18 protein-coding genes are annotated in these 20,261 nt (G+C 62.6%); 11 read left to right on the top strand and 7 right to left on the bottom strand.

What is annotated here, in order from left to right:
* Positions 1-50 precede the first annotated feature (50 nt).
* Together JMO03_RS17600 and JMO03_RS17595 are read left to right on the top strand one after the other, a co-directional pair.
* Entirely contained in the window at positions 51-725 is a 675-nt protein-coding gene (locus JMO03_RS17600) for a lasso peptide biosynthesis B2 protein (protein ID WP_202845049.1), read from the top strand.
* Positions 725-2,464 carry an asparagine synthase-related protein gene (locus tag JMO03_RS17595; protein WP_202845048.1) on the top strand — a complete coding sequence of 580 codons (1,740 nt, stop codon included), beginning with the start codon at positions 725-727 and terminating at the stop codon, positions 2,462-2,464. Before JMO03_RS17600 ends, JMO03_RS17595 begins: the two co-directional genes overlap by 1 nt.
* Before the next feature lie 18 nt (positions 2,465-2,482).
* Here the strand turns inward: JMO03_RS17595 and JMO03_RS17590 are convergent, their stop codons facing one another.
* Both JMO03_RS17590 and JMO03_RS17585 read right to left on the bottom strand, forming a co-directional pair.
* Positions 2,483-4,546 (bottom strand): Atxe2 family lasso peptide isopeptidase, encoded by a 2,064-nt coding sequence (locus JMO03_RS17590; RefSeq protein WP_202845047.1) that lies wholly within the window; start codon positions 4,544-4,546, stop codon positions 2,483-2,485.
* Between the two features lie 77 nt (positions 4,547-4,623).
* Positions 4,624-7,023 (bottom strand): TonB-dependent receptor plug domain-containing protein, encoded by a 2,400-nt coding sequence (locus JMO03_RS17585; protein ID WP_202845046.1) that lies wholly within the window; start codon positions 7,021-7,023, stop codon positions 4,624-4,626.
* 280 nt (positions 7,024-7,303) lie between these two features.
* Between JMO03_RS17585 and JMO03_RS17580 the strand changes: the two genes are divergently transcribed.
* Positions 7,304-7,603, top strand: coding sequence for a helix-turn-helix domain-containing protein (locus JMO03_RS17580; RefSeq protein WP_202845045.1), 300 nt, complete (start codon positions 7,304-7,306; stop codon positions 7,601-7,603).
* Positions 7,604-7,634: 31 nt separating this feature from the next.
* Here the strand turns inward: JMO03_RS17580 and JMO03_RS17575 are convergent, their stop codons facing one another.
* Complete coding sequence (locus tag JMO03_RS17575) at positions 7,635-7,943, bottom strand: transcriptional regulator (protein WP_202845238.1); 309 nt, start codon at positions 7,941-7,943, stop codon at positions 7,635-7,637.
* A gap of 634 nt (positions 7,944-8,577) precedes the next feature.
* Between JMO03_RS17575 and JMO03_RS17570 the strand changes: the two genes are divergently transcribed.
* The 4 genes from JMO03_RS17570 (at position 8,578) to JMO03_RS17555 (ending at position 11,384) form a co-directional block, all read left to right on the top strand.
* Entirely contained in the window at positions 8,578-8,907 is a 330-nt protein-coding gene (locus JMO03_RS17570) for a hypothetical protein (protein ID WP_202845044.1), read from the top strand.
* 20 nt (positions 8,908-8,927) lie between these two features.
* Complete coding sequence (locus JMO03_RS17565) at positions 8,928-10,130, top strand: PfkB family carbohydrate kinase (RefSeq protein ID WP_238346296.1); 1,203 nt, start codon at positions 8,928-8,930, stop codon at positions 10,128-10,130.
* Entirely contained in the window at positions 10,127-10,732 is a 606-nt protein-coding gene (locus tag JMO03_RS17560) for a 7-cyano-7-deazaguanine synthase (RefSeq protein ID WP_202845043.1), read from the top strand. The genes JMO03_RS17565 and JMO03_RS17560 overlap by 4 nt, the downstream gene beginning before the upstream one ends.
* Positions 10,733-10,841: 109 nt before the next feature.
* Complete coding sequence (locus JMO03_RS17555; protein ID WP_202845042.1) at positions 10,842-11,384, top strand: nitroreductase family protein; 543 nt, start codon at positions 10,842-10,844, stop codon at positions 11,382-11,384.
* On the opposite strand, the gene JMO03_RS17550 is transcribed toward JMO03_RS17555, so the two are convergent.
* The gene (locus JMO03_RS17550) at positions 11,325-12,170 is read right to left on the bottom strand and encodes an 8-oxoguanine DNA glycosylase (RefSeq protein ID WP_202845041.1); all 846 of its coding nucleotides are present in this window, start codon (positions 12,168-12,170) and stop codon (positions 11,325-11,327) included. The genes JMO03_RS17555 and JMO03_RS17550 overlap by 60 nt on opposite strands.
* A gap of 105 nt (positions 12,171-12,275) precedes the next feature.
* On the opposite strand from JMO03_RS17550, the gene JMO03_RS17545 reads away from it, so the two are divergent.
* Positions 12,276-12,587, top strand: a complete 312-nt coding sequence (locus tag JMO03_RS17545; RefSeq protein ID WP_202845040.1) for a helix-turn-helix domain-containing protein — start codon at positions 12,276-12,278, stop codon at positions 12,585-12,587.
* A gap of 39 nt (positions 12,588-12,626) precedes the next feature.
* Here the strand turns inward: JMO03_RS17545 and JMO03_RS17540 are convergent, their stop codons facing one another.
* Positions 12,627-13,544: a hypothetical protein gene (locus JMO03_RS17540; RefSeq protein WP_202845039.1), complete on the bottom strand. Its 918-nt coding sequence runs from the start codon at positions 13,542-13,544 to the stop codon at positions 12,627-12,629.
* Positions 13,545-13,896: 352 nt separating this feature from the next.
* On the opposite strand from JMO03_RS17540, the gene JMO03_RS17535 reads away from it, so the two are divergent.
* From JMO03_RS17535 to JMO03_RS17525, 3 genes are all read left to right on the top strand, one after another.
* Positions 13,897-15,729: a DEAD/DEAH box helicase gene (locus JMO03_RS17535; protein ID WP_202845236.1), complete on the top strand. Its 1,833-nt coding sequence runs from the start codon at positions 13,897-13,899 to the stop codon at positions 15,727-15,729.
* A gap of 157 nt (positions 15,730-15,886) precedes the next feature.
* Positions 15,887-17,350, top strand: coding sequence for a hypothetical protein (locus JMO03_RS17530; protein ID WP_202845038.1), 1,464 nt, complete (start codon positions 15,887-15,889; stop codon positions 17,348-17,350).
* A 157-nt stretch (positions 17,351-17,507) separates the two neighbouring features.
* On the top strand, positions 17,508-18,239 hold the full coding sequence (locus JMO03_RS17525) for a hypothetical protein (RefSeq protein WP_202845037.1): 732 nt from the start codon (positions 17,508-17,510) through the stop codon (positions 18,237-18,239).
* Positions 18,240-18,333: 94 nt separating this feature from the next.
* Here JMO03_RS17525 and JMO03_RS21550 read toward each other — a convergent pair whose 3' ends face one another.
* Together JMO03_RS21550 and JMO03_RS17515 are read right to left on the bottom strand one after the other, a co-directional pair.
* Positions 18,334-19,572 carry a histidine kinase dimerization/phospho-acceptor domain-containing protein gene (locus tag JMO03_RS21550; RefSeq protein ID WP_202845036.1) on the bottom strand — a complete coding sequence of 413 codons (1,239 nt, stop codon included), beginning with the start codon at positions 19,570-19,572 and terminating at the stop codon, positions 18,334-18,336.
* Positions 19,572-20,249, bottom strand: a complete 678-nt coding sequence (locus JMO03_RS17515) for a response regulator (RefSeq protein WP_202845235.1) — start codon at positions 20,247-20,249, stop codon at positions 19,572-19,574. Before JMO03_RS17515 ends, JMO03_RS21550 begins: the two co-directional genes overlap by 1 nt.
* Positions 20,250-20,261: the final 12 nt, after the last annotated feature.

Here is a 20,261-nt window from a genome sequence, read left to right as displayed (position 1 = left end):
AGTGGAGGCGCATGTCCAGATGCGCCTCCACTACTTCCGGAGGCAGGGACATGCCCTTTCAGTTCGGCCCCGACGTGTCTTGCTGCCAGTACGACGGGCATTTCATCTTCCTGGACACGCGCAAGGACCAGTACTTCCGTCTGTCGACGACGCTGGAACGTGCGCTCGCCAGGTATATCGAGACCGGCGATGAGACCGGCGTTCTTCCACTCGTTGACAAGGGTGTCCTCGAATGCGACCCGACCAACAGCCACCCCCCGACGCCACCTCGCGTCGCGGCGCCGGTCCGCAGCGCGATGGAGCAGGCGTTCTCAACCGAGAGGCCTTCCGCCGCAACCCACCTGGAGGTTCTCGCGATCGTCTGCCGGACGCACTGGCAGCTAGCGACCCGCAATCTCAGCGACGTTCTTCGTGGGCTCTCCGCCTATCGAAGCCGTAAAGCGCCGCCCACTCTCAGCCCGGCAACACGGGCCGACGTCGAGCGCTTCTTCCACATCGCACGTGAGTTCAACCTCGCCCGGGTGTACGTGCCCATCGTTCCGCGCTGCCTTCCCGACGCCATAGCGATGGCCAGGTTCTTGGCCAGACGCGGCTTGCACGCAAATGTCGTCTTCGGGGTCGCCGGCAACCCATTCGCCGCACATGCCTGGGTGCAGGCTGGAGATCTCGTTCTAAGCGACTCCGTCGGCAATGTCACAGCCCACACCCCGATACGAGTCGTGTGATGGGATATCGCTATCTCGCGCTGATCGGCAATGGCCGACAAAGCCAGGACCGTTCCGCCATCCGCGCATCCCTCGAAGTGATGGGCGTGCCGCGCGATCTCACGGCACGCGAGATCGAACTGTTCGCAGGTGCAGAGACTCCGGTTCTCCAACTCCCGGATGGCAGCGTGGTCGTCGGCCACCTGTTCTGGAGGGGCGGTTCGCGAGTCACGGACAGCGCAGCATTGGCCACGTTTGTCCCCGGCAGTCGGCTGCGCATGTTCCTGACCGAACGTTGCTGGGGCGAGTACATCGTGCTTCAACCCTCTGGTTCTGTTGACTCGGGATGGACCATCACCCGGGACCCCTCCGGAGGCATGCCCTGCATCTACTCGCTCTCCGCCGAAGGTGGTTTCATCACCTCGGATGTCGGACTCGCGGTGAAAGCTGGCCTGTACAGGAAGCGGATCGATTGGGAGTACATCGCGCGGTCGGCGACGTACCCATACCAGAAGGCACAAAGGACCGCTCTGGAGGGCATCAGCGAACTGTTGCCCGGGTACAGCCTCAGCTTGACCGATGCCGGGATCTCGACCGAGCAAAGCTGGTCTCCATGGGAGTTCGTCTCCCGTTGGAACCGCTACACCAATCCGAACGACGCCACCTCCGAACTGCGGCGAGCGGTCACCTCCGTCATTACCGCCTTGGCCGAGGTGGATCAGTCGATCCTGCTGGAGATGTCGGGTGGGCTCGACTCATCGATCGTGGCAGCCTGCTTGCAGGAATCGAATGCCCGCGTCGTGTGCTGTACGCTCGTCACGCCGGTACCAGGTGCCGACGAGCGGCAGTACGCAGGCCTCATTGCCGAAGCGCTCGGCGTCGAACTGCAGACGAAGGTTCTCGACTTCGAGCGTGCGCATTTCTGCTTCGATCTGGAATCGAGCACCGTCTCTCCACGGATCGGCTGCCTTCAGTACGCGATCGACAACGTGATGGGGCCTGCCGGGGCCGAGCACGATGTCGCGAGCTACTACTCTGGGTCCGGGGGCGACACGGTATTCAGCTATTTGACCAATGCCGCCCCCGCCACGGATGCCCTCCTCGCGCAGGGGCTTTCCGCCGGAGCGGCAGCGGTTCGGGATCTCGCCGCCCTGCACCAGTGCACGCTCTGGACGGCCGGATGGCTGACGATCCGGAAACTGCTGCTTCCCCCAAAGCAGCCGAGGTCCGCGCAACGCACGTTCGTCCATCCTTCTGCTGTTGCGAGCGCGCCCGAACCCCACCCGTGGTTCCTTGCACCCGCTGACGCATTGCCGGGAGACCGGGAGCGGGTCTTCGGCCTGACGGATACCCAGATCTACCGGGACATGGCGCCGCGCGGTGCCGATCGGTGGCTGCGCATGCCACTGCTGGCACAGCCCGTCGTCGAGACCTGCCTCAGAACACCATCCTGGATGTGGATTGCCGGCGGCAAGAATCGTGCGGTCGCCCGCGCCGCCTTCTCGGATGTGCTGCCGCTGGAGATCCTCAACCGCAGGAGCAAAGGCAACTTCGTCGCGTACCTGGGCGCTTTCTACCAGCGCCACAGGAAGGAGATTCGCCAGTTCCTGCTTTCCGGCCGTCTCAACGAACAGCGCCTGCTGAACTCCAGCGCGTTGAGCCGGTTCATGGACCGCGAGGACCTTCCCATGCGCGACCGGGTGTTCATGGAGATACTGGACCTGTGCATGGTGGAGAACTGGATCCGCCATCAGTCCTGACCTCCACCCGGGACCGGGTCATGGCAGGCCTGCGATTTTTTTCGCCTTCATCTGGCGCCACCGCATGAACTGCTCCCGCTGTGATCTATCCGGGTCTTCCTGGTCCAGCAGCCAGAACTTGAACCAGTCCAGGTTCCGTTGATAGACCGCCAACCTGTGCTTCGGCATGAACTTGAAGTGGGCTTCGTCCGGGAACACGTAGAGTTCGGAGAATCCAGCCTCGATCAACGGAACCGCGTAGTCCAGCGCCTGCAGGTACTCCTGTTCCGGGAGCTGCATGATGATCGGTGCCTGCATCTTGTCCAGGTTGAATACGGGCGACAGCGTTCGCCAGCGCTCCGGCGTGGCATCTGGCGCCTGCAGTTGCCAGTACGTCCGCAGCGCAGGGAAGAACGTGTCGTCGTAGAGGCGGCGCAGTTCGTAGGTGAGCGGCGTGTGGGCCGGAGAGCTCACCGACGCCGCCGTCAGCAGATCGGAGTTGGCTAGGGTCCACAGCGTGACTTCCGCCCCCAGGCTGAGGCCGCCCATCCCCACCCGCGAGCGATCGATCTCGCCCGCTGATGCCAGCAACTCGATCGCGCTGCTGACCGCCGACAGTCCCTGGTTGTAACGGTCCACCGCGTCGAGCGGCAGAGGGGCGTAGTTGATGCAGAGTGCCGCGATGCCTTGCGCAGCCAGCGACACCAGCGGCCACTCGTCGCCTGTGCCGCCGCGCACGAAGCCGGAGCACTGGTAGTAGTTCACGAACAGTGGAGGAGCGACACCGCTTCCACGACGCGCCGGGAAGAAGTAGCCGCTGAATGCCTGACCGTTCCCATCGGTCCAGCGAAGCCGTCGTGCGGGCGTCGTTGCCGCGATATCAATGGCCAGCGCGGCATTCGGCTCAAACAGGGCCCGCCGCTCGCCGGTCTCAATGTCGATGCGCTCGAGGTATGGCGGCCGGTCCGCCTCCGCAGCCACACAAACCATCACGTGCGCCGAAACACCGCAGGCGCTCAGGGGGTCACGTCCGCCATTGACCAGCCCGTTCGCCTGAACGACCGGAACCACCGTGCCGGTCTCGACGTTCCATCGGAAGATCGACTGGCGCGAGCCCGCATCGCGGTCCGTCACGGTGAACAGAAGTTCGTCGCCGCCGGGCCGCCACTGGATGTCGGTGATCGGCTTGTTGTGGCATTCGCCGGCCTGGCATGTCATCGACTTCCGCCCTTCCGGGTCCAGCAGGACCGTCAGCTCGGAGTGCGGCTGCACGTACAGGCCCTGGCCATCGCCGCTTCGAACCAGCATCGCAGTCCGGCCGCGCTGACGATCGACGGCCCACTTCCACGCCCCGCGCTCCTTCCCGGGCACGGGCTCCGATGCGGCCTTCTGGCGGGCGGCAGACAGAAGCTCGCGCTTCTGTCCGGTCGCCATGTCGAGTGCGAGCCACCGATCTTTGACGTCGGCCAGCAGGCCTACCCGTTCGAGTTCCCTACCACCGCGGTAACGCTGCGTCGCCGGTCGCCCCTCGATGAACCCCGAGCGGAACAGCGGTTGTCCGATCGGGACGGACTTGTCGAGGAGAACGCCCTGCTCGTACTGGGCTCGTTCCGCGGCAGCGACTGCTTCCCGAGTGGGTCCCACGCTGTAGAGCAGCGTGCGGCCATCCCCGTCCAGGGAGAAATCCCGTACGTCCGCGGAACTTCCCGTTACCGCTTCAGCGGCCGAGCCGTCCGCCGCCGCGCGCCAGACATCGATCCGGCCATCGACCATGGCCCGGTAGTAGATCCAGCGCCCATCTGAAGACCAGACCGCCGCTTCGGGGGAAGACAGCCCATGGAAGGCGTGCATTGCGAAGCCCCCATCAGACACACGCAATGGGGGTGCCGCACCGTCCACCTCCTGGACGTACCAGGTCGTGACGATCGTGTCGCGTTCGATGTTGGCCTGCTCGACGCGGAAGGCAACGTGTCGACCATCCGGCGAGATGACCGGACTGCTGAGGTCGGCAACCTCGACAAGCCGACGGGGCGGGATGGCCCCGGCATCGCGGGTTCCCGCGACGGCCACCGCCGTCAGGGCCAGGGCAAGCGACAGCTTCATTCCCCGCAACACGGGAGCTACGAGAACCCGGACGGATGCCCGCTTCCATGCCCACGGCGATGTGGAACGCTCCACGCTCACCACCTCAGCGACGCCGACAGTGCCAGGAAGCGGCCGACTGCCGAGTAGTTGGTTGGGTCGTACGGCAACGCATAGACCTGTGGCGCCGGCGTGTGCAGCGGTGGGGCTCGGTTGAACAGGTTCTGCGCGGAGAGTGCGATCTCGAACCCTGGCCAATGAGTCTGGTTCCGATCGATGGCATAGCGCAGCGTCGCATCGAACGTACTGAACGACGCCCCTTGCTCGTCGTTCACCGTGTCATCGACGCCGCTCGTGTAGTTGGCGAAGGTCGACGCAGTGAAGTTGCCGCGGTTCCAGACTATCCCGAGCCGGCCATTGACCTTTGCCGGGTTGTACAGGGTGCCGGCGAGCCGCGTGTCGGCCTGACCCGGCGCGAGCTGCTGAGTGCTGTCCAGCCAGGTCGCCGAACCGCGCAGCGTCAGGCGACCCGCGCCCGCGTCGATCCGGTAGGACGCCGACAGATCCAGGCCTTCGACGCGCTGGCGGCTCACGTTGACGAAACGCCCACGCAGGATCGCGACCACGTTGTCGGGATCGTACGTCGCGCCCGAGTAGTTGAGGAACGAGCCCGCACTTCCGATGGCCCCGGCCTGCTCGCCGGCGGACGGCGCGTAGTCGACGAATGGTGCGTACACCGGGTTGCTGAGCCCTTGGGCCGCGTTCGCGAACGGCTGTACCACGCGATCTTCGTAGTCGATGTCGAACCAGGTCAGCTCCGTCTCGAGCCCCGGTAGCGCCTGGGGATGGAAGGCGAGGGACGCCGTCCATGTCCGCGCCCGCTCCGGGCTCAGGTTCCGGTCACCGCCGACGAGATAGATGGCCGTCGCATCAGGGGGATAGCCGGCGCCGCCGAGTGCCGCCGCCGGATACAGCAGCGCCGTCACGTAGTAGTAGCCCTGATAGAGCGTGGGCGCCTTGAAGGACCTGCCCCAGCTGGCTTTCAGGGTGACGTCCGGACTCGGGCCGTAGATCACGCCGACCTGCGGGGTCGTGACCCGTCCGAAGCTGTCGTAGTCCTCGCTGCGGGCCGCAAGCGTCGTCACGAGACGCTGCGGATTGCCCGAGCCGGCCGCATTCTCCATCCACGGTAACTGCACCTCGGCATACGCGAAACGGCTGGACTCGGCGCCCTGGTAGCTGGGAAGTCCGTTGACGTCCGCCAGATAGTTGTCCACATGCAGCTGGTTGGTCCGGCGGCCAGCGCCCGCGGCCAGCCGCGCTTCGCCGCCGGGCAGATGAAACAGCGGACCTTCGACGCCCAGCTCGTACGACCGGCCCTCGTTGCAATAGCACTCGCTGTACAGGCGCGTGGACGTTCCGGATGAAGGGTCGATCAAGGACTGCGACGAAACACTTTCGTTCCTGCCCCACGCCCCGCCCACGGTCAGGGTCCAGTCCCGCGGCAGGAAGAGGTCGATGCCGGGCGAGATCCAGTCGACCGTGGTCTCGGGCGCAAGGCGGTAGTACGGGGCGAACGCGGCGAGGACGAACTCGTTGTGCTGCCCGCGCGTCGACCTGAACGCATCGAGGCGAAGCTCGGCGAACTCGCCGGCCTGCTGGTGCACGCTGACGAGGCTGCTCCGCAAGTCGCTGGCCGAGTAAATGGTCCGGGGCGCGGCAAGCGGTGCGGTGTAGCTGCGCTCATCGGCGTAGATCGGGTCGACGGTTTCGTCCTTGTAGGTCGCAAGCAACCCGCCCGAACTCCAGGAGGCACCGGCAGTGACGGTATGGCTGCGCGTGGTCAATCCGCCGCCGGTGGCTGTTCCGTAGCGTGTACCGACCGCCACCCCTTCGAGCCCACGGCGCAGGATGACATTGGCCACCCCGCCCACGGCATCGGAGCCGTAGATGGCGGACGCACCATCGGCCACGATCTCCACCCGGTCCACCGCTTCCACCGGGATCGCGCCGATATCGATGGCCTGGGAAAACCCGTCGTAGGCCAGGCGACGCCCGTTGAGCAGTGTCAGCGACGCGTCCGGCCCCAGGCCCCGCAGGTTCAGGCCGGAGCCTCCGGTCAGGTTCTGGTTGGCCAGCCCTGCCCCGAGCAGGTTCGCGCTGGGAACCTCGGGATTCTGTCCGCCACCGAAGTTCTGCGGCACGCTGCGGATCACCTCGCCCAGGTCGGTGAAGCCCTCCTCGCGGATGTGCTCGGCGCCGATGGTGATCACCGGCGAGGGCGAGGTGCCGCCGCGGATGCGGGTGCCGGTGACGGTGATCTGCTCAAGTTCGATCGCCGTTGATGGCTGAGACGCCTCAGCGCTCCTCTCGTCTTCCGTTACCGCACTAGCTTGCTGCTCTTTAACCGGTTGCTGCGCCGCTGCGGATCCTGCGGTGCCGCCGACACTCGCGAACAAAGCGACGCCCATCGCGCCATAAAGACTGCTGGTCTTCATGCTGTTTCCTTGGCTTCCCAGGTTGTTGTTCCCCGAACTTCTCGCAAGCGCCCCACCTATTGTTGCTACATTTAATGTAGCGATTTAGGTCGCAACGAGCCCTCCGCTTTACCGGCATGGGATGCACTAGCGATGCGCCCCCTCGTCAGCTTAGGAGCCGCGCAAGACCCTCAGCACCCGCTACATTTACTGTAGCATACAGGCAGAGGCAAGCAAAGCCATCCTGTTGGGGACACAGGAACGGCATCGCCAACTCATGTCGCCTCTCAGTCCCCGCAGCGTGTTCGCCAAACGCCTCAGGAAGGCGCGCCTTGCCTTGGGCATCTCCCAGAGGGAGCTTGGCAGAAGGATCGGGCTGTCGGAGGACGTCGTGTCCAGCAGAGTCACCAGATACGAGCGGGGAAGCTCGGAGCCGGATTTCGCGACTGCGGATCGGCTGGCCAAGGAGCTTGGCGTGCCGTTGGCCTACCTGCTGGCAGACAGCGACGCGCTCGCGGAGGTCATTCTCGCGGTTGCGAGCATGCCGCCCGCTGAGCAGCGCAAGATCGCCAGCGAGCTGAAAGAGAAGGCGAAACGGTGAGCCTGGGGAGCGGGCGCCCAGCGCACCGCTGTTACTTCTTTGCAGCGATCTGTTCTTTCAGCTGCCGGGCCAGTGCCTTGCGCTCCCTGGCCGAGAGTTGCGAAAGCGCCAGCACGATGTCAGCTGTCGTCTCGTCCTGCGCGAGCAGATAGGCCATTGGCACCTTCAGGGTGTCCGCCAGCTGCGCGAGCCCCGCCAGGTCCACCCCGCTGGCCTGCGTCTCGTAACGATTGATGCGGCTGCTGCCCCGCTTCTTCGTGAGGCCCATCAGGGCCCCCAGCGCACGCTGGCTCCGGATGCCCCGCAGGGCGCGGGCCTGCTTGATCCGAGCGGAGAAGATGGCGCGGGGCGAAGCCTTCGGCACGAGCGGAGAATTCTGTTGATCAGTCGCAACAGCATGCCCTTGTGCTCTCTGTCGTGGGAGACTCTTCATGAAATGTAGCACTTCGGGCCAGCAGCCACAGCGCAAGAAGGTGCGTTCGTCAGCTCTCCGTCGCACTTCCACGGCCACTTCAAAAGAAGTCAGAGAAGTCCTACGGTTCTCTGATCCCCATCCGATAGCGGTTAAACGCGTCATCGTGACAAACTGGTCATCGCAGTCCCGAAGCGGTAGGCGAAAAAAAAAAGCGCCCCCAAGCCCCCCCCGTAGTCGGCGACTATTTTTCTTTCCGCACACCCTTGAAGGCCGTACCGTCCAGGCAGCGCGAAGTTCTGGCCGCCAGGATATTGAGCGCGCTGGAGAGGGTGATTCGCCTCACCAAGCTGTCCGCTGAGCGGCCAAATTCCGCGGCCGCGCTGACCTTACCCACCGCATCACGGTTACGAATCCTTAGGACTCACCGGGGTCAATTTGAGCTTGCCTAAGGCCAGCACCTGTCCCCAAAGCCCGTCAGCAGCGGACTTCCGGTTGGAGTACGCTCTGTGGACTCGCCCGAGGGCGGGTTGAGCCAACTGACCAACCAGGGAGGTGGTGTATGTCCGGTATCGATAAAGATCCCTTTAACGATCGGCTCGTAAATGATCCGCCCGTGTCCTGCGAACGGCTGACTATCAACACGCCGATTGCCTCTCCTAAAGAGCAGGTCATTACGCAACTCAGACCCGGCGACGTGCTTTCGGTCGAGCTGGAGCAGCAGGCCGGCACGTCCGTCATTGCGCTGATGTTCGATGGCGCCAAGGCAGGTGGCATCGCGTCTGCTCAGACGACGCAGTTGCGGCAATGCATTGAAGGCGGCACCCGCTATGAGGCTACGGTGTTGACCAAGAACGACGCCCACGTCCAAGTTCGTATCAAGGCCATCTAGGACTTCACCAAGGACGGGGCATGATGTTGTCTATTGTCGGCGGAGTTTACCGAGAGCGCTGCATGCGTCCGGATTGGGATCAGGTGGTGGGTTCGGCTGGCCGTGCCGCGATGGCCATTCACCAGCTGGGCGGCCGGGTGCACCTGCACAGCCACCTGGACGATCAGGCCCGCGCGATCTTCAGTGCGGTTGATGAGCTCAAGCTTACCGGGCCGGCCATTGCGCACTGCCCGGCCTTCTTCTACCTACATGGCTTGGCACGTCCTGTAATCCACCGCATTGCGGATTTGGCAGACCTTGAGTTGGAAGCAGAAAAGATCATACGGTTTGGCATGCTCGATGCCACCGCCGTCGTGAAGGCTACGTATGCGGTGTTTGATCCACAGAATGCAGAAGGCATTGAGCGCTTTGGTCAGAACGGCTCAACTGCCGATCATCTGGCTTTGGTGCTCAATCGCGATGAAGCCGCCAGGCTATTGGACCAACCCGACGTTGAGCCGGCCGAGCTGGCGCAGCAGTTGGCGGAGCACGAGGCAGCCGAGGTCGTGGTCATCAAGATGGGGCCGCAAGGTGCATTGGTCTGGCACAGCGGCGCTGCGCATCAGGTGCCCGCCTATGAGACGCCATTTGTCTGGAAGATCGGTTCCGGCGATCAGTTCGTGGCCCACTTCGCTTATGCGTGGATGGAAGAAGGCCGAGAACCCGTCGAGGCGGCCGACCGCGCCTCGCGGGCCACGGCTTACTACTGCCAGTATCGGGGCTTTCCGAACCAGCGGCAGCTCGACAGCTATCACCCTGACCCCGTCGAGGTCTCGGACAGGTTCAAGTCACGCGTGAAGCCGCCCCGTGTTTATCTGGCCGGCCCCTTTTTCTCGCTCGGCCAGCTGTGGATGGTCGATCAGGCGCGAGACGTGCTGCGAAACATGGGATTGACCGTCTTCTCGCCCTACCACGACGTAGGCGTGGGCCCCGCCAACGAGGTTGTGCAGCAGGATCTGGATGGCATCGCTGACTGTGATCTGATGTTCGCCATCTGCGATGGCATGGATCCGGGTACCATTTTTGAGATCGGTTATGCCAGACGCATGGGCATGCCCGTGATCGTGTATGCCGAGACCGAAGGCGCAGAGGCGTCCAAGATGATGGTTGGCACGGGCTGCTACATCCGAAGCGATTTCGTCAGCGCGATCTACCAAACTGCATGGGTGGGGGCCAAGCTATGAAGACAGCATTGCTGCTGTCGGGAGGAATGGATTCAAACGCGGTCGCGTGGTGGGCCGAGCCAGATATGGCCTACACCGTAAACTATGGTCAGCTGGCCGCGCAGGCCGAGATCGAAGCTAGCACCGCCATCTGTGCCCGGCTCCGTATCCCGCATGAAGTGCTCACCATCGATGCTCGCCCATTCGGCTCAGGCGACATGGCCGGCATGCAGGCCGATGAGCGAGCACCGGCAACGGATTGGTGGCCGTATCGCAACCAGCTGCTGATCACGCTGGTGGCCATGCGCGCCATGGCAATTAATGTGAAGTGCCTGTTGATCGGTACGGTGGCCTCGGATGTAGCGCACAAGGACGGCACGGCCAAGTTCGTGACCAACATCAGCCGGCTGCTCTCGCATCAGGAGGGAGGGATGTTGGTCAAGGCGCCTGCCATCGAGATGACGACCGCTCAACTAATAAAGGCCTCGGGTATTCCCCGTGCAGCCCTGCTCTGGTCCCACAGCTGCCACAAGGCAGATGTCCCGTGTGGTCAATGCCGCGGATGCAACAAATACTTCGACGTGCTCAAAGAGCTTGGCTTCTATGTGGACACGGCTCGGTAGCCCTCGTCCTCGCCAGGAGCCGGCGCGCTATAAGCCCCTCCGCTGGCCGATCGCCTCCACCATATCACTAGACGATTGGGCCGGGACAACGCTGCCCACGCTAGATGCAGTGCTGGAGCGCCGCCGAAGTGAGCGCTCCTTCGCGGAGCCGAGCATCGAGGCGATCAGCATCCTACTTTGGCATGCGGCGCGGGCACAGCGTGCGACCGACTGCGCCATGGGGTACAGGGTGTCGCAGCGCCCATTGCCCTCGGCCGGCGCCCTCCATCCGATCCATATCCTGGTGGAATTGGCCCCAGGTCACGGCTGGGCTGTCTACCTTCCTGAAGAGCACGCGCTGGCCGTTGTGGACGGACTGGGCGCTTCAATGATGCCGTTGATCCAGGCATGCGAGGACGTCGTACCTCGGCAGGACGGCCGACTGATGTTCTTTGCGGCTGAGATTGGCAAGACAGCTGCCAAGTACGATGATCCAGAAAGCCTTGTCTGGCGTGATGCAGGTGTTCTTCAGGCAGGGCTGGCCTTAGTTGCTGCTGGCTTGGATATGCCCTTCTGCCTATTGGGTGTGACTGGTGAGCCATGGATCAGCGCGTTAACCGAGCAAGGCGAGCTGATGGGTGTTGGCGTCGCGGTGTTTGGCGCGCGAGTTTGAGGGCGCGTGCGTTCGCTTGAACTTGCTTTCCGGCAGCGCCTCCATCGCGCGCGCGACCGAGCCGGGTGATGCCATCATGTCCAACCAGATTACGGCGTCGAGCTCGGACGGACGGACGCCAAGTGCGTGACTGAAGGACAGGAACTGCTCCTCAAGTCTGAGGTAATCCCGCTCGACTGTCAGGTTTGAGTCGAGAAATCGTGCGAATACGCCGGCTCGCAGGATATGGATATCCAAGATCGCGACATCGTCCGCATCCAGGTAGTTGCGTGCGACCCAAGAGGCGGTCTTGTATCCGATGCCGGGAAGCTTGAGTAGCCAATCTCTCAACGTGCGGCCCGACTGGCTAGGCACCTGCGCGTCGGACAGTGCGTTCAGCGCGGCGGCTAGATAGCGCGCCTTCTGGGCAGCGAACCGATATCGGACTGTGCGGCCATCAACAGCGATAGGCTCGGATAACCAAGCGTACAACGTGGCCTCATCGGGCGCTCGCTCACCAAAGGCGCCCTTAGCCCGAAGGTGCTCAAATGTCACCAGCCCGATACGAGCAGGAATGCCGTGACCGCCCAGTAAGCATGCGGCAACTTCCTCGCGCAGTGTCTGACCGATGCGATATCGGATCGGGCGAGCTTCGATTCGTCGCACCAGGACTTGATAGGCCCAGTAGGCAGGCGTGGGAAACGCTTCGACCAAGCCCCAGGGCACACCTGGCAGCACCTCGGCGTCGGCTGCAGGCAGATCCACGCTAACGGACATCGCATCGAGCATTACATAGGCGCGTTGCATAGGTCCTCCGAGATTCGCGGGGCGAGCCAGAGGCTTCCGCACGGTGCCGATTATGCCATAAAGTATACTTATATGCCAGAAAGACCCATCCGAATAGACCCACGCATGGCGTGGCTGCCGTCCGCACTGAAGGAGCGGATGAAGGCATTCGGCCATACCCAATGCGACGTAGAACGGCTTACGGGGGTGCCCCAGCCCCAGATCAGCAAGGTGCTGAAGGGAGCTCGTAAGCGGTTGACCGCTCCGATGAAGGCTCTATGCCGATATGCCGAAACAGGCGAGAGCAGGGCTGCTGAAACAAGGATTTCGGTCTTGGCCGGCCAACTGGTCAAGGCGGTGGCGAAGGAGCCCAGTAGGACTGAAGCCGTGGAAAGCGCGCTTGAAGGGCTGATCGCTCTGGTCGGACCTTCCAAATAGCAAGTCGACCGGGCTGGATGCCGGCATGCCGGGTTGCTCTCAAGGCACTGTCAGGTCATCAGTTCGTGCTAGCAGCGCGCTCGCGTTGACATGCTGAAGCTGGTCGTACTTCTCCAGGCGCAGCAAACAGAACGAGCATTGAATCGCGACAATGGATGCGCCAACGACATGTACGACCGGCACCTCTGCATTCTTGTCGTGGCTGTATTCGACATCGGGTTTGAGAATGGCAAGGGCAATACCGCCACAGGCAGGACATTTGCATTCCTCAACGTAGGGCTCTTTGGCCAGCCTGTTGTGGGTGGTCCTCTCCGCCGCACTTACCACCGCCGGATCCTTTGAACGCTCTATCCAGCCATCCCTGTGCCGCTTTAGGAGCCTAGCCATCTGCAGGCTTACATCTAACTTCTCAGCCATGGCCGCGCTTAAGGCCTGCAGGCGCGAGCGATGGGAGCCCCAGAGATGGATGACATCCGTGCTGATGCTCCCAGCGATGGCCTCGATGGCCACATACAGGTCTCGACACAATGCGATCCTGGCATGGTCCTCGTTGACCTCGGCCCAAGGGCGATGTGCCGCCATATCGCGCAGATCGGCCAGCCAATGCAGGAACGGTGCGTACTGACCGACAGCGGCCGAAAAGTGTGCGGCGCGTTGAACCGATATCTTGAAGGTCACTACATCAGGGCTCGCCTTCTTTTTAAGGTCAGCCAGCTTCCCCGGATTGATAACCTTATCGGCATGCCAAGTCATGACCGTGTTCTCGAAATCCACCGCCTTTAACGCCAGGCAAGGATTGATGCGACAGAGCAGATGCTTAAGCAGCTTCTCAGCGCCTATGGCAGAGAAGATCACTGCTTTCCATTGCTCTTCCGGGAACGTATCTAGGCCAATCAGAGGAGCCGCCGCCGCAAAGTGGTCTTGTGCGTCCTTAAGATATTGCGCCGCCACATCCATTCTTGTGCTCCCGGCTTACAGGTTACCAAGGACCAAAAGTGCGTCCGTGTACGGTCGTCACTGCTGACAAAGTGACTGGATCTGGCGCTGCTTCATGTCCATCGTAGGCATAAAGCTTCTGAAATACACTGGCTGGTTCGGAGCCAGTAAGCGCGACTATCGGCTCAACTTGTCCGTGCGTCAGCACCCCATCTTCCTGCCCAGAGGCCGACAAGGTCCCCAGCGTCGAAGCGGCTTGTGTGCCGGAGTCGACGGCACGGTGGATTCTGCTGTAGCTTCCGCCTCAGCGCTCCAGGGATTGGGGAATCCAATGGCCACGCTGATTCCAAGCCGCAGTACCTGCCTGTCGCGCATGACTTCGGGGGAGCGCCGGTTCTCGTCGCGGCTGGACGACAAGCTCGACGATGAGTACCTGTGCTGGTACGACGTGCCGGTCGGGCCGCACTACCGGCATCCGGACTTCGTCGTTCTGCATCCGTCGCGGGGCTTCCTGGTGCTGGAGGTCAAGGACTGGAAGACGGATACGCTGGCGGAGCTGGACCGGGACCGGGCCATCCTCAACACAGACCGCGGCCGCGTGACCCAGGCCAACCCGTTGCGCCAGGCGCGGGACTACGCGATGGAGATCGTGCGCCTGCTGCAGGACGATCCGGCCCTGTGCCACCCACCTGGCGACAAGCGCACGGGCAAGCTGCTGATGCCCTGGGGCTTCGGCGTGGTGCTGGCCAACATCACCCGCAACCAGTTCGATCAGATGGAGCTGGAGCACTTCCTGCCGCCGGGCAGCGTGATCTGTCGCGACGAGATGACCGAGGGCGTGGACGCGGAAGAGTTCCAGAAGCGGCTCTGGGACATGTTCCTGATGCCCTTTGCCTGCCTGCTCAGCCTGCCGCAGATCGAGCGCGTGCGCTGGCACCTGTTCCCGCAGTTGCGCATCCAGGTGCAAGGCGACCTGTTGCCGGCGCCAGGCCAGCCTGAGGCCGCGCCAGTCGAGATTCCGGACATCATCCGGGTGATGGACCTGCAGCAGGAGCTGCTAGCGCGCTCGCTGGGCGACGGGCACCGCGTGATCCACGGTGTGGCCGGTTCCGGCAAAACGATGATCCTCGGCTACCGGTGCGTCGAGCTTGCCCGCCGGCAGCACAAGCCGGTGCTGGTGCTCTGCTACAACAAGACCCTGGCCAGCCGCCTCGAGCACCTGATGCAGGGCCACGGCGTGCAGGACCGGGTGGCCGTGCGCAACTTCCACGAATGGTGTGGCGAGCAGCTCAAGACCTATGGGCTGCCCAAGCCCCCGTTCCAGAAGAGCGCCGAGATTTACGCCCAGATGCTGGTGCAGTCGGTCATCGACGGCGTGGACTCCAAGGCCATTCCGCGCGGGCAGTACGGGGCGGTGCTGATCGACGAAGGCCATGACTTCGCGCCGGAATGGCTGCAGCTTGTCGCGCAGATGGTGGACCCAGAGACGAACGCGCTGCTGCTGCTCTACGACGATGCGCAGACGCTGTACGGTAGTGGCACCCGGCGAAAGTTCTCCTTTGCCAGCGTCGGCATCCAAGCCCAGGGCCGCACCACCATCCTGCGCCTGAACTATCGCAACACCATGGAAGTGCTGGCGGTCGCCAAGGCGTTCGCCGAGGAAGTGCTGACCGGGCAGGACGCCGATGACGACCACGTGCCGGTCGTTGCGCCCGAGAGCGCCGGCCGTCGCGGCCCCATGCCCGAGCTGTGGCGGGCACGCAACATCTGGGCCGAGGCCGACATCATCGCGGTCCGCATCCGGGACGCGATCGACAATGGCGCCAATCCCAACGACTTCGCCGTGCTGTGCCATTCCAACCGGCTGGCCGGACTGATTGCCACACAGCTGCAGAAGCGAGGCTCGCCCGTACTGCTGGCCTCGGACGACCAGCGGCGCGCCATGTTCAACGGCCCGGCTTCGGTCAAGGTGATGACCATGCACTCAAGCAAGGGGCTGGAGTTCGACACGGTGTTCATTCCCGGGATCTGCGAGCTGGCGGTCCCCGACGATGATGCGGACCGCAAGCAACAACAGGTGCGCGTGCTTTATGTCGCCATGACCCGCGCGCTTCGGCAGCTTGAGATGTCGCACCATGGAGAGGGCGCGACGGTGGAGCAGATCCGCAGCGTAGTGGAGGGTGTTGCGCGACGGCTGGCGGCTTAGTCGGCTCTAGAAAGTCTCTCACCGCTTTAAGTCAACGTAGCAATGCCTGCCTGTGGCCACGGTGACGTGCCCAGAAATTACACTCTGACCCCAGTTCTTCTATCGAAGCTTGGACCACAGGAGTAGTCGAGTGATGCGAGCTAGTCCGGCGGGGCGCGTGGGAATCTACTTCTCAGACTTCTTCGAGGTAGACAAGGCGACCTTGGAGGCCTACGGCGCGTTCAACGTATCGTTGGTCAACGACCTGCCGCTCTTCATCGATCCATTCCTCCTATTCGACAGCAAGAACGCGATCTACCAAAGCTTGCATGAGCAGATCATTGACTACCTGAAGTTTCTCCGCGACGTATCCGCCACTGGCATGCTCACGCAGGCGCATATCGATCAGTGGTTCCGCTTCGCCGAGGTCAAGCAGAACTGGCTTGGGTTTAGCCGTTCAGGCAACAGTGGCAGCGGCTTGGGGGCTAAGTTCGCGAACACGCTGCATAAGAACCTCCATCACATCTTTCGCGACTTTGGCGCAGAGAAAATCACCAAGAGCAGCCACTTGGAAAAGCTTTGCCTGTTGAGCGAAGGCGTAGGACGGGATCACCTCAGCGATTTCGTCACCAACTTGATCAAGCAGTTCCTGCTGGAATACACACAGACCTTCGCCAAGAACCACCTCCGGCCAGAGTTTGTGAGAACTGTGGGCGTCAATCGCGTAGCCTTTAACCAAGACGCCAAGCGTTGGGTTCCGGGCCGCTACGAGCTGCCCTTTATCAACGGCGACTACGTGATCCTGACGCCGAAGGACATGCTGACCAGAGACGAGGCATGGATCAATCGCGGCGACCTGCTGGATGGCATCGAAGATGTCTACAACTCCATCCCGAATCAGCAGTTGCGGAACCAGATCGACTCCTACTTCATGTCTCGTTTGGCCGAGGGCGCGACCGACCAGGATCGAAAGCGCTTGGCGGCGCAGACCGTGGAGCAATTCCCGGTCCTCCTTGATCACTTCATCCGGGCCAAGGAAGACGCCGCCAGCGAGGCGCACCGGACCAGCAAGAGAAAGGTAGCCGACACTCAGGCACAGTTCGTTGACGAGGTGTCCAGGTTGGTCAGAGAGCACCTGGAAGGTACCGCCTTCTACACCGGCGGAAACTCGTTCACCGAGAGTATGGCGCGGGTCAACTTCTTGAAAAACGTCATCGAGCACAAGGACGGATGGCGGATCTTTTACATCAACGACAGGCCCATTACACAGGAAGCCCATCTCCAACTTCTTTACCGCCTAACTTGGTTCGCTTCCCGGATGGACGTCAACCGTGAGGTCAACAACGGTCGAGGACCGGTGGATTACAAGGTGTCCGAAGGCAGTGCGGACAAAACCCTGGTGGAGTTCAAGCTGGCGCGTAACAGCAAGTTGAGAACCAACTTGCAGAACCAAGTGGAAGTCTACGAAAAGGCCAACGACACGTCGTCGTCCATCACGGTGATCCTCTACTTCACTGACAGTGAATGGACGCGGGTCAAGAAGATCATGCAAGACCTGAAGATCGACAAGGCCAAGAATATCGTCCTGATCGATGGCCGGTCCGACAACAAGCCTTCGGCGTCAACTGTGAAATATCCCTAATCCACGGCTCTGGTGGAATGGATCCACCAGCGGCGGGAGGAGGACGCGGCGCGAGAGACAATCGAGCCGCACTTGGATCCAGCAACGAAAGCCTTGTCGCACCCGTAAGGTGATCAAGATTGGACTAACATGGGCTAGGCCTCGCTCGAGCTTCTTTATGCTTGCAACAGACAACAACGTAGCGTTCTCTCTACAGGCAAGGGCGGTCGAAATTCTTGAGCAAACCCTGAAGGATAGCTATGTCGAAGTAAGGAAAGCTAACGAGATTGAGGCGAATATCGCTTCGGAGGCCGAATCACTCACTGACTTTCTGCATGACAGTGATTCGAGGACTTTTTGCGTCTTGGCTGCATCGTTCCTAGAAGATGTGCTCCGACGTTGCCTAACCAACTATTGGTCGCTGAAGTCAAGCAAGTCCCAGCAAGACTATTTCGGGTCTAATGGGCCGTTATCAACATTTTCACAAAGGATTCTAGTTTGCGTTGGGCTCGGATGGATTACGCACGAACAGGCAATTAACGCCACAAACCTGAGAAAGATTCGAAATGAGTTCGCACACAACCATCTGATCCATAACCTCACGGACCAACGTCTGTCAAAGTTCGTTGACAGCTTGCATCCATACGACAAGATTTGGCTGAAGATTGCAGAGTATGAGACTGCTTACGCTGCCTTGCCCTTAGAGGAAACACTGCGGATGCGCTTTTATTGCAATGCCTTCAATGTATCCGGGGGTGTCCTTGCTAGAGCCAAACTGTTGGGAAGCGGCATACCCGCAAGCTTTCGACCAGGCGGCGGTTTCGACAATCTTACTGAGATAGAGCAGCGCTTTGGTAATTACATGATTCGCTTTTGTTTCAGGACTGCCGGTGTTCCCTTCCGCGACTGATTCGCTCTGAGTCCATAGGTTCCTTTCAGTCCGTTTTGGGTCGAGAGCCGCCCTTCGCTTCCTGCAGATCAATTCAATCCCCCTCCCCAGGTGCTCACCAGGAAAGACACGCCGTCACCCGCGCCTCGTCCACCTGCAGCGAGAACTCCCACCCGTTGCGCTCGCACAGCCGCTGCACGATGCCGAGGCCCAGGCCGTAGCCGTTGGACGCCGGGGCACCGTCCGGGGTGGGCCCGCCGGCGTCGTCGCCGCTGCGCCGGTTGGTGACCAGCAGGTCGCGTTCGCGGATGCGCACCGTGATCGGCCCCTGGCCGGCGGGCGTGTGCTCGAACGCGTTGCGGACCAGGTTGGTGACCGCGATCAGGAACGCCTGCGGGTGCCCCTGGACGACGGGTGTGGCGTGGCTTTCGACATGGACGTCGACGTCGACGCCCTTGCCATTGAGCAGGTAGCGCTGCTGGTCGATCGCGCGGTCCACCAGCGGCGCCACCAGGAAGCATTCGCCGTACTGCCCGTCGTCGGCTTCGCGCGCGATGCACAGGAACATCTCGATCGTGGACTTCATCTCGGCCGTCGCGCGCCGGATCCGGTCCACCGCCTTGACGTCTTCATCGGACAGGTCGCCCTGCTCCAGCAGCTCGATTGCGCCGGTGATCACGGTGATCGGCGTGCGCAGCTCGTGGCTGGCGGAGACGGTGAAGTCGCGCTCGCGCACGACGAAGGCGCTGATGCGCTCGAGCGTCTTCTCGATGGTGCCGGCGAGCAGGCCCACCTCGTCGCGCCCGAAGCGGCCGGACTCGATCAGCTTGTGGTCGCCTGCCGACAGGTGCTCCAGGTCGATGCCCGCGACCACGTCGGCCAGCTGCACCACCGGGGCCACCGCCCGGCGCATCACCAGCATCCCGAGCCCGAAGCCCAGGGCGCCGAGCACGCCCACGACCCCGGTGATGACGAGCAGCCACCACCAGTCTTCGGACGACGCTGCTTCGATCCCGGCGACATCGAACACCACGAATGCGCGCCCCTGGGCATTGTCGGCCGGGACGACCGCCACATGCAGTTCCTCGGACACGAACTCGTACGTGCCCTCGTCGGGGCCTGCCGCCGCCCATTCCCGGAGCGGTTCCGGCAGGCTTCCTGCGTCGTCGTATCCGCGCAGGTTCAGCGACAGGTCGGGATAGCGCTCGGCGGCATGCTGAAGCTGGTTGGCCAGCACCCGGTCTTCGCTGAAGCGGATGGCGCCGTAGAACGCGAAGCCCCAGGCCACGCTGAGCCCGACCACGCACAGCGCGAACGCAACCTCGACACGCTTGCGCAGGCTGTGCCGCGACACTACCGGGCGTCCTCCGCGATCCGGTAGCCGATGCGATGGATGGTGTGGATCAGCGGCCGGTCGAACGGCCGGTCGATGGCCTGGCGCAGCTTGTACATGTGCGAGCGCAGCGCATCGCTATCCGGCCGCTCGTCGGCCCACAGCAGCGTTTCCAGCGCGTCGCGATCGACGACCGACGGGGACTCTTCCATCAACCGTCGCAGCAGCTTGATGCCGGCGGGGTTGAGTTCGACCCGGCGCCCCGCCCGGTGCACCTGCAGCGTGGACTGGTTCAAGGTGAGGTCGGCCACGGTCAGCAGCTTGTCGGTATTGCGGTGGCTGCGCTTGTACAGGGCGCGGATGCGCGCATGCAGTTCCTGCAGGGCGAACGGCTTGACCAGGTAGTCGTCGGCGCCCACGTCGAAGCCCTTGAGCCGGTCGTCGAGCGTGTCGCGCGCGGTCAGCATGAGCACGGGCGTCTCGATCCCGGCCTCGGCCCGCAGCCGATGGCAGAAGGTCAGGCCGTCCATCCTCGGGATCATCAGGTCCAGGACGATGACGTCGAACGGGTGGGTCAGCGCCAGGTTCATGGCGGTGACGCCGTCGTGGGCGAAATCGAGCACGTAGCCGAGCTTTTCGAGGTACGTGGCGATGTTGCCGCAGATGTCGCGGTTGTCCTCGACGATCAGCGCCCTGATCGGCGTCGCATC

Source organism: Luteimonas saliphila (assembly GCF_016774335.1).
Classification (GTDB): Bacteria; Pseudomonadota; Gammaproteobacteria; order Xanthomonadales; family Xanthomonadaceae; genus Luteimonas; species Luteimonas saliphila.
The sequence above is the reverse complement of the archived record's forward strand: the minus strand, read 5'-3'. Positions and strand labels throughout refer to the sequence as shown.

Bases quoted from the DNA above. Each gene is read 5' to 3' on its own strand.
- JMO03_RS17600 (WP_202845049.1), top strand. From the start codon at position 51: ATGCCCTTTCAGTTCGGCCCCGACGTGTCTTGCTGCCAGTACGACGGG.
- JMO03_RS17595 (WP_202845048.1), top strand. From the start codon at position 725: ATGGGATATCGCTATCTCGCGCTGATCGGCAATGGCCGACAAAGCCAG.
- JMO03_RS17590 (WP_202845047.1), bottom strand. From the start codon at position 4,546: ATGAAGCTGTCGCTTGCCCTGGCCCTGACGGCGGTGGCCGTCGCGGGA.
- JMO03_RS17585 (WP_202845046.1), bottom strand. From the start codon at position 7,023: ATGAAGACCAGCAGTCTTTATGGCGCGATGGGCGTCGCTTTGTTCGCG.
- JMO03_RS17570 (WP_202845044.1), top strand. From the start codon at position 8,578: ATGTCCGGTATCGATAAAGATCCCTTTAACGATCGGCTCGTAAATGAT.
- JMO03_RS17565 (WP_238346296.1), top strand. From the start codon at position 8,928: ATGATGTTGTCTATTGTCGGCGGAGTTTACCGAGAGCGCTGCATGCGT.
- JMO03_RS17560 (WP_202845043.1), top strand. From the start codon at position 10,127: ATGAAGACAGCATTGCTGCTGTCGGGAGGAATGGATTCAAACGCGGTC.
- JMO03_RS17550 (WP_202845041.1), bottom strand. From the start codon at position 12,170: ATGCAACGCGCCTATGTAATGCTCGATGCGATGTCCGTTAGCGTGGAT.
- JMO03_RS17545 (WP_202845040.1), top strand. From the start codon at position 12,276: ATGGCGTGGCTGCCGTCCGCACTGAAGGAGCGGATGAAGGCATTCGGC.
- JMO03_RS17540 (WP_202845039.1), bottom strand. From the start codon at position 13,544: ATGGATGTGGCGGCGCAATATCTTAAGGACGCACAAGACCACTTTGCG.
- JMO03_RS17535 (WP_202845236.1), top strand. From the start codon at position 13,897: ATGACTTCGGGGGAGCGCCGGTTCTCGTCGCGGCTGGACGACAAGCTC.
- JMO03_RS17525 (WP_202845037.1), top strand. From the start codon at position 17,508: ATGCTTGCAACAGACAACAACGTAGCGTTCTCTCTACAGGCAAGGGCG.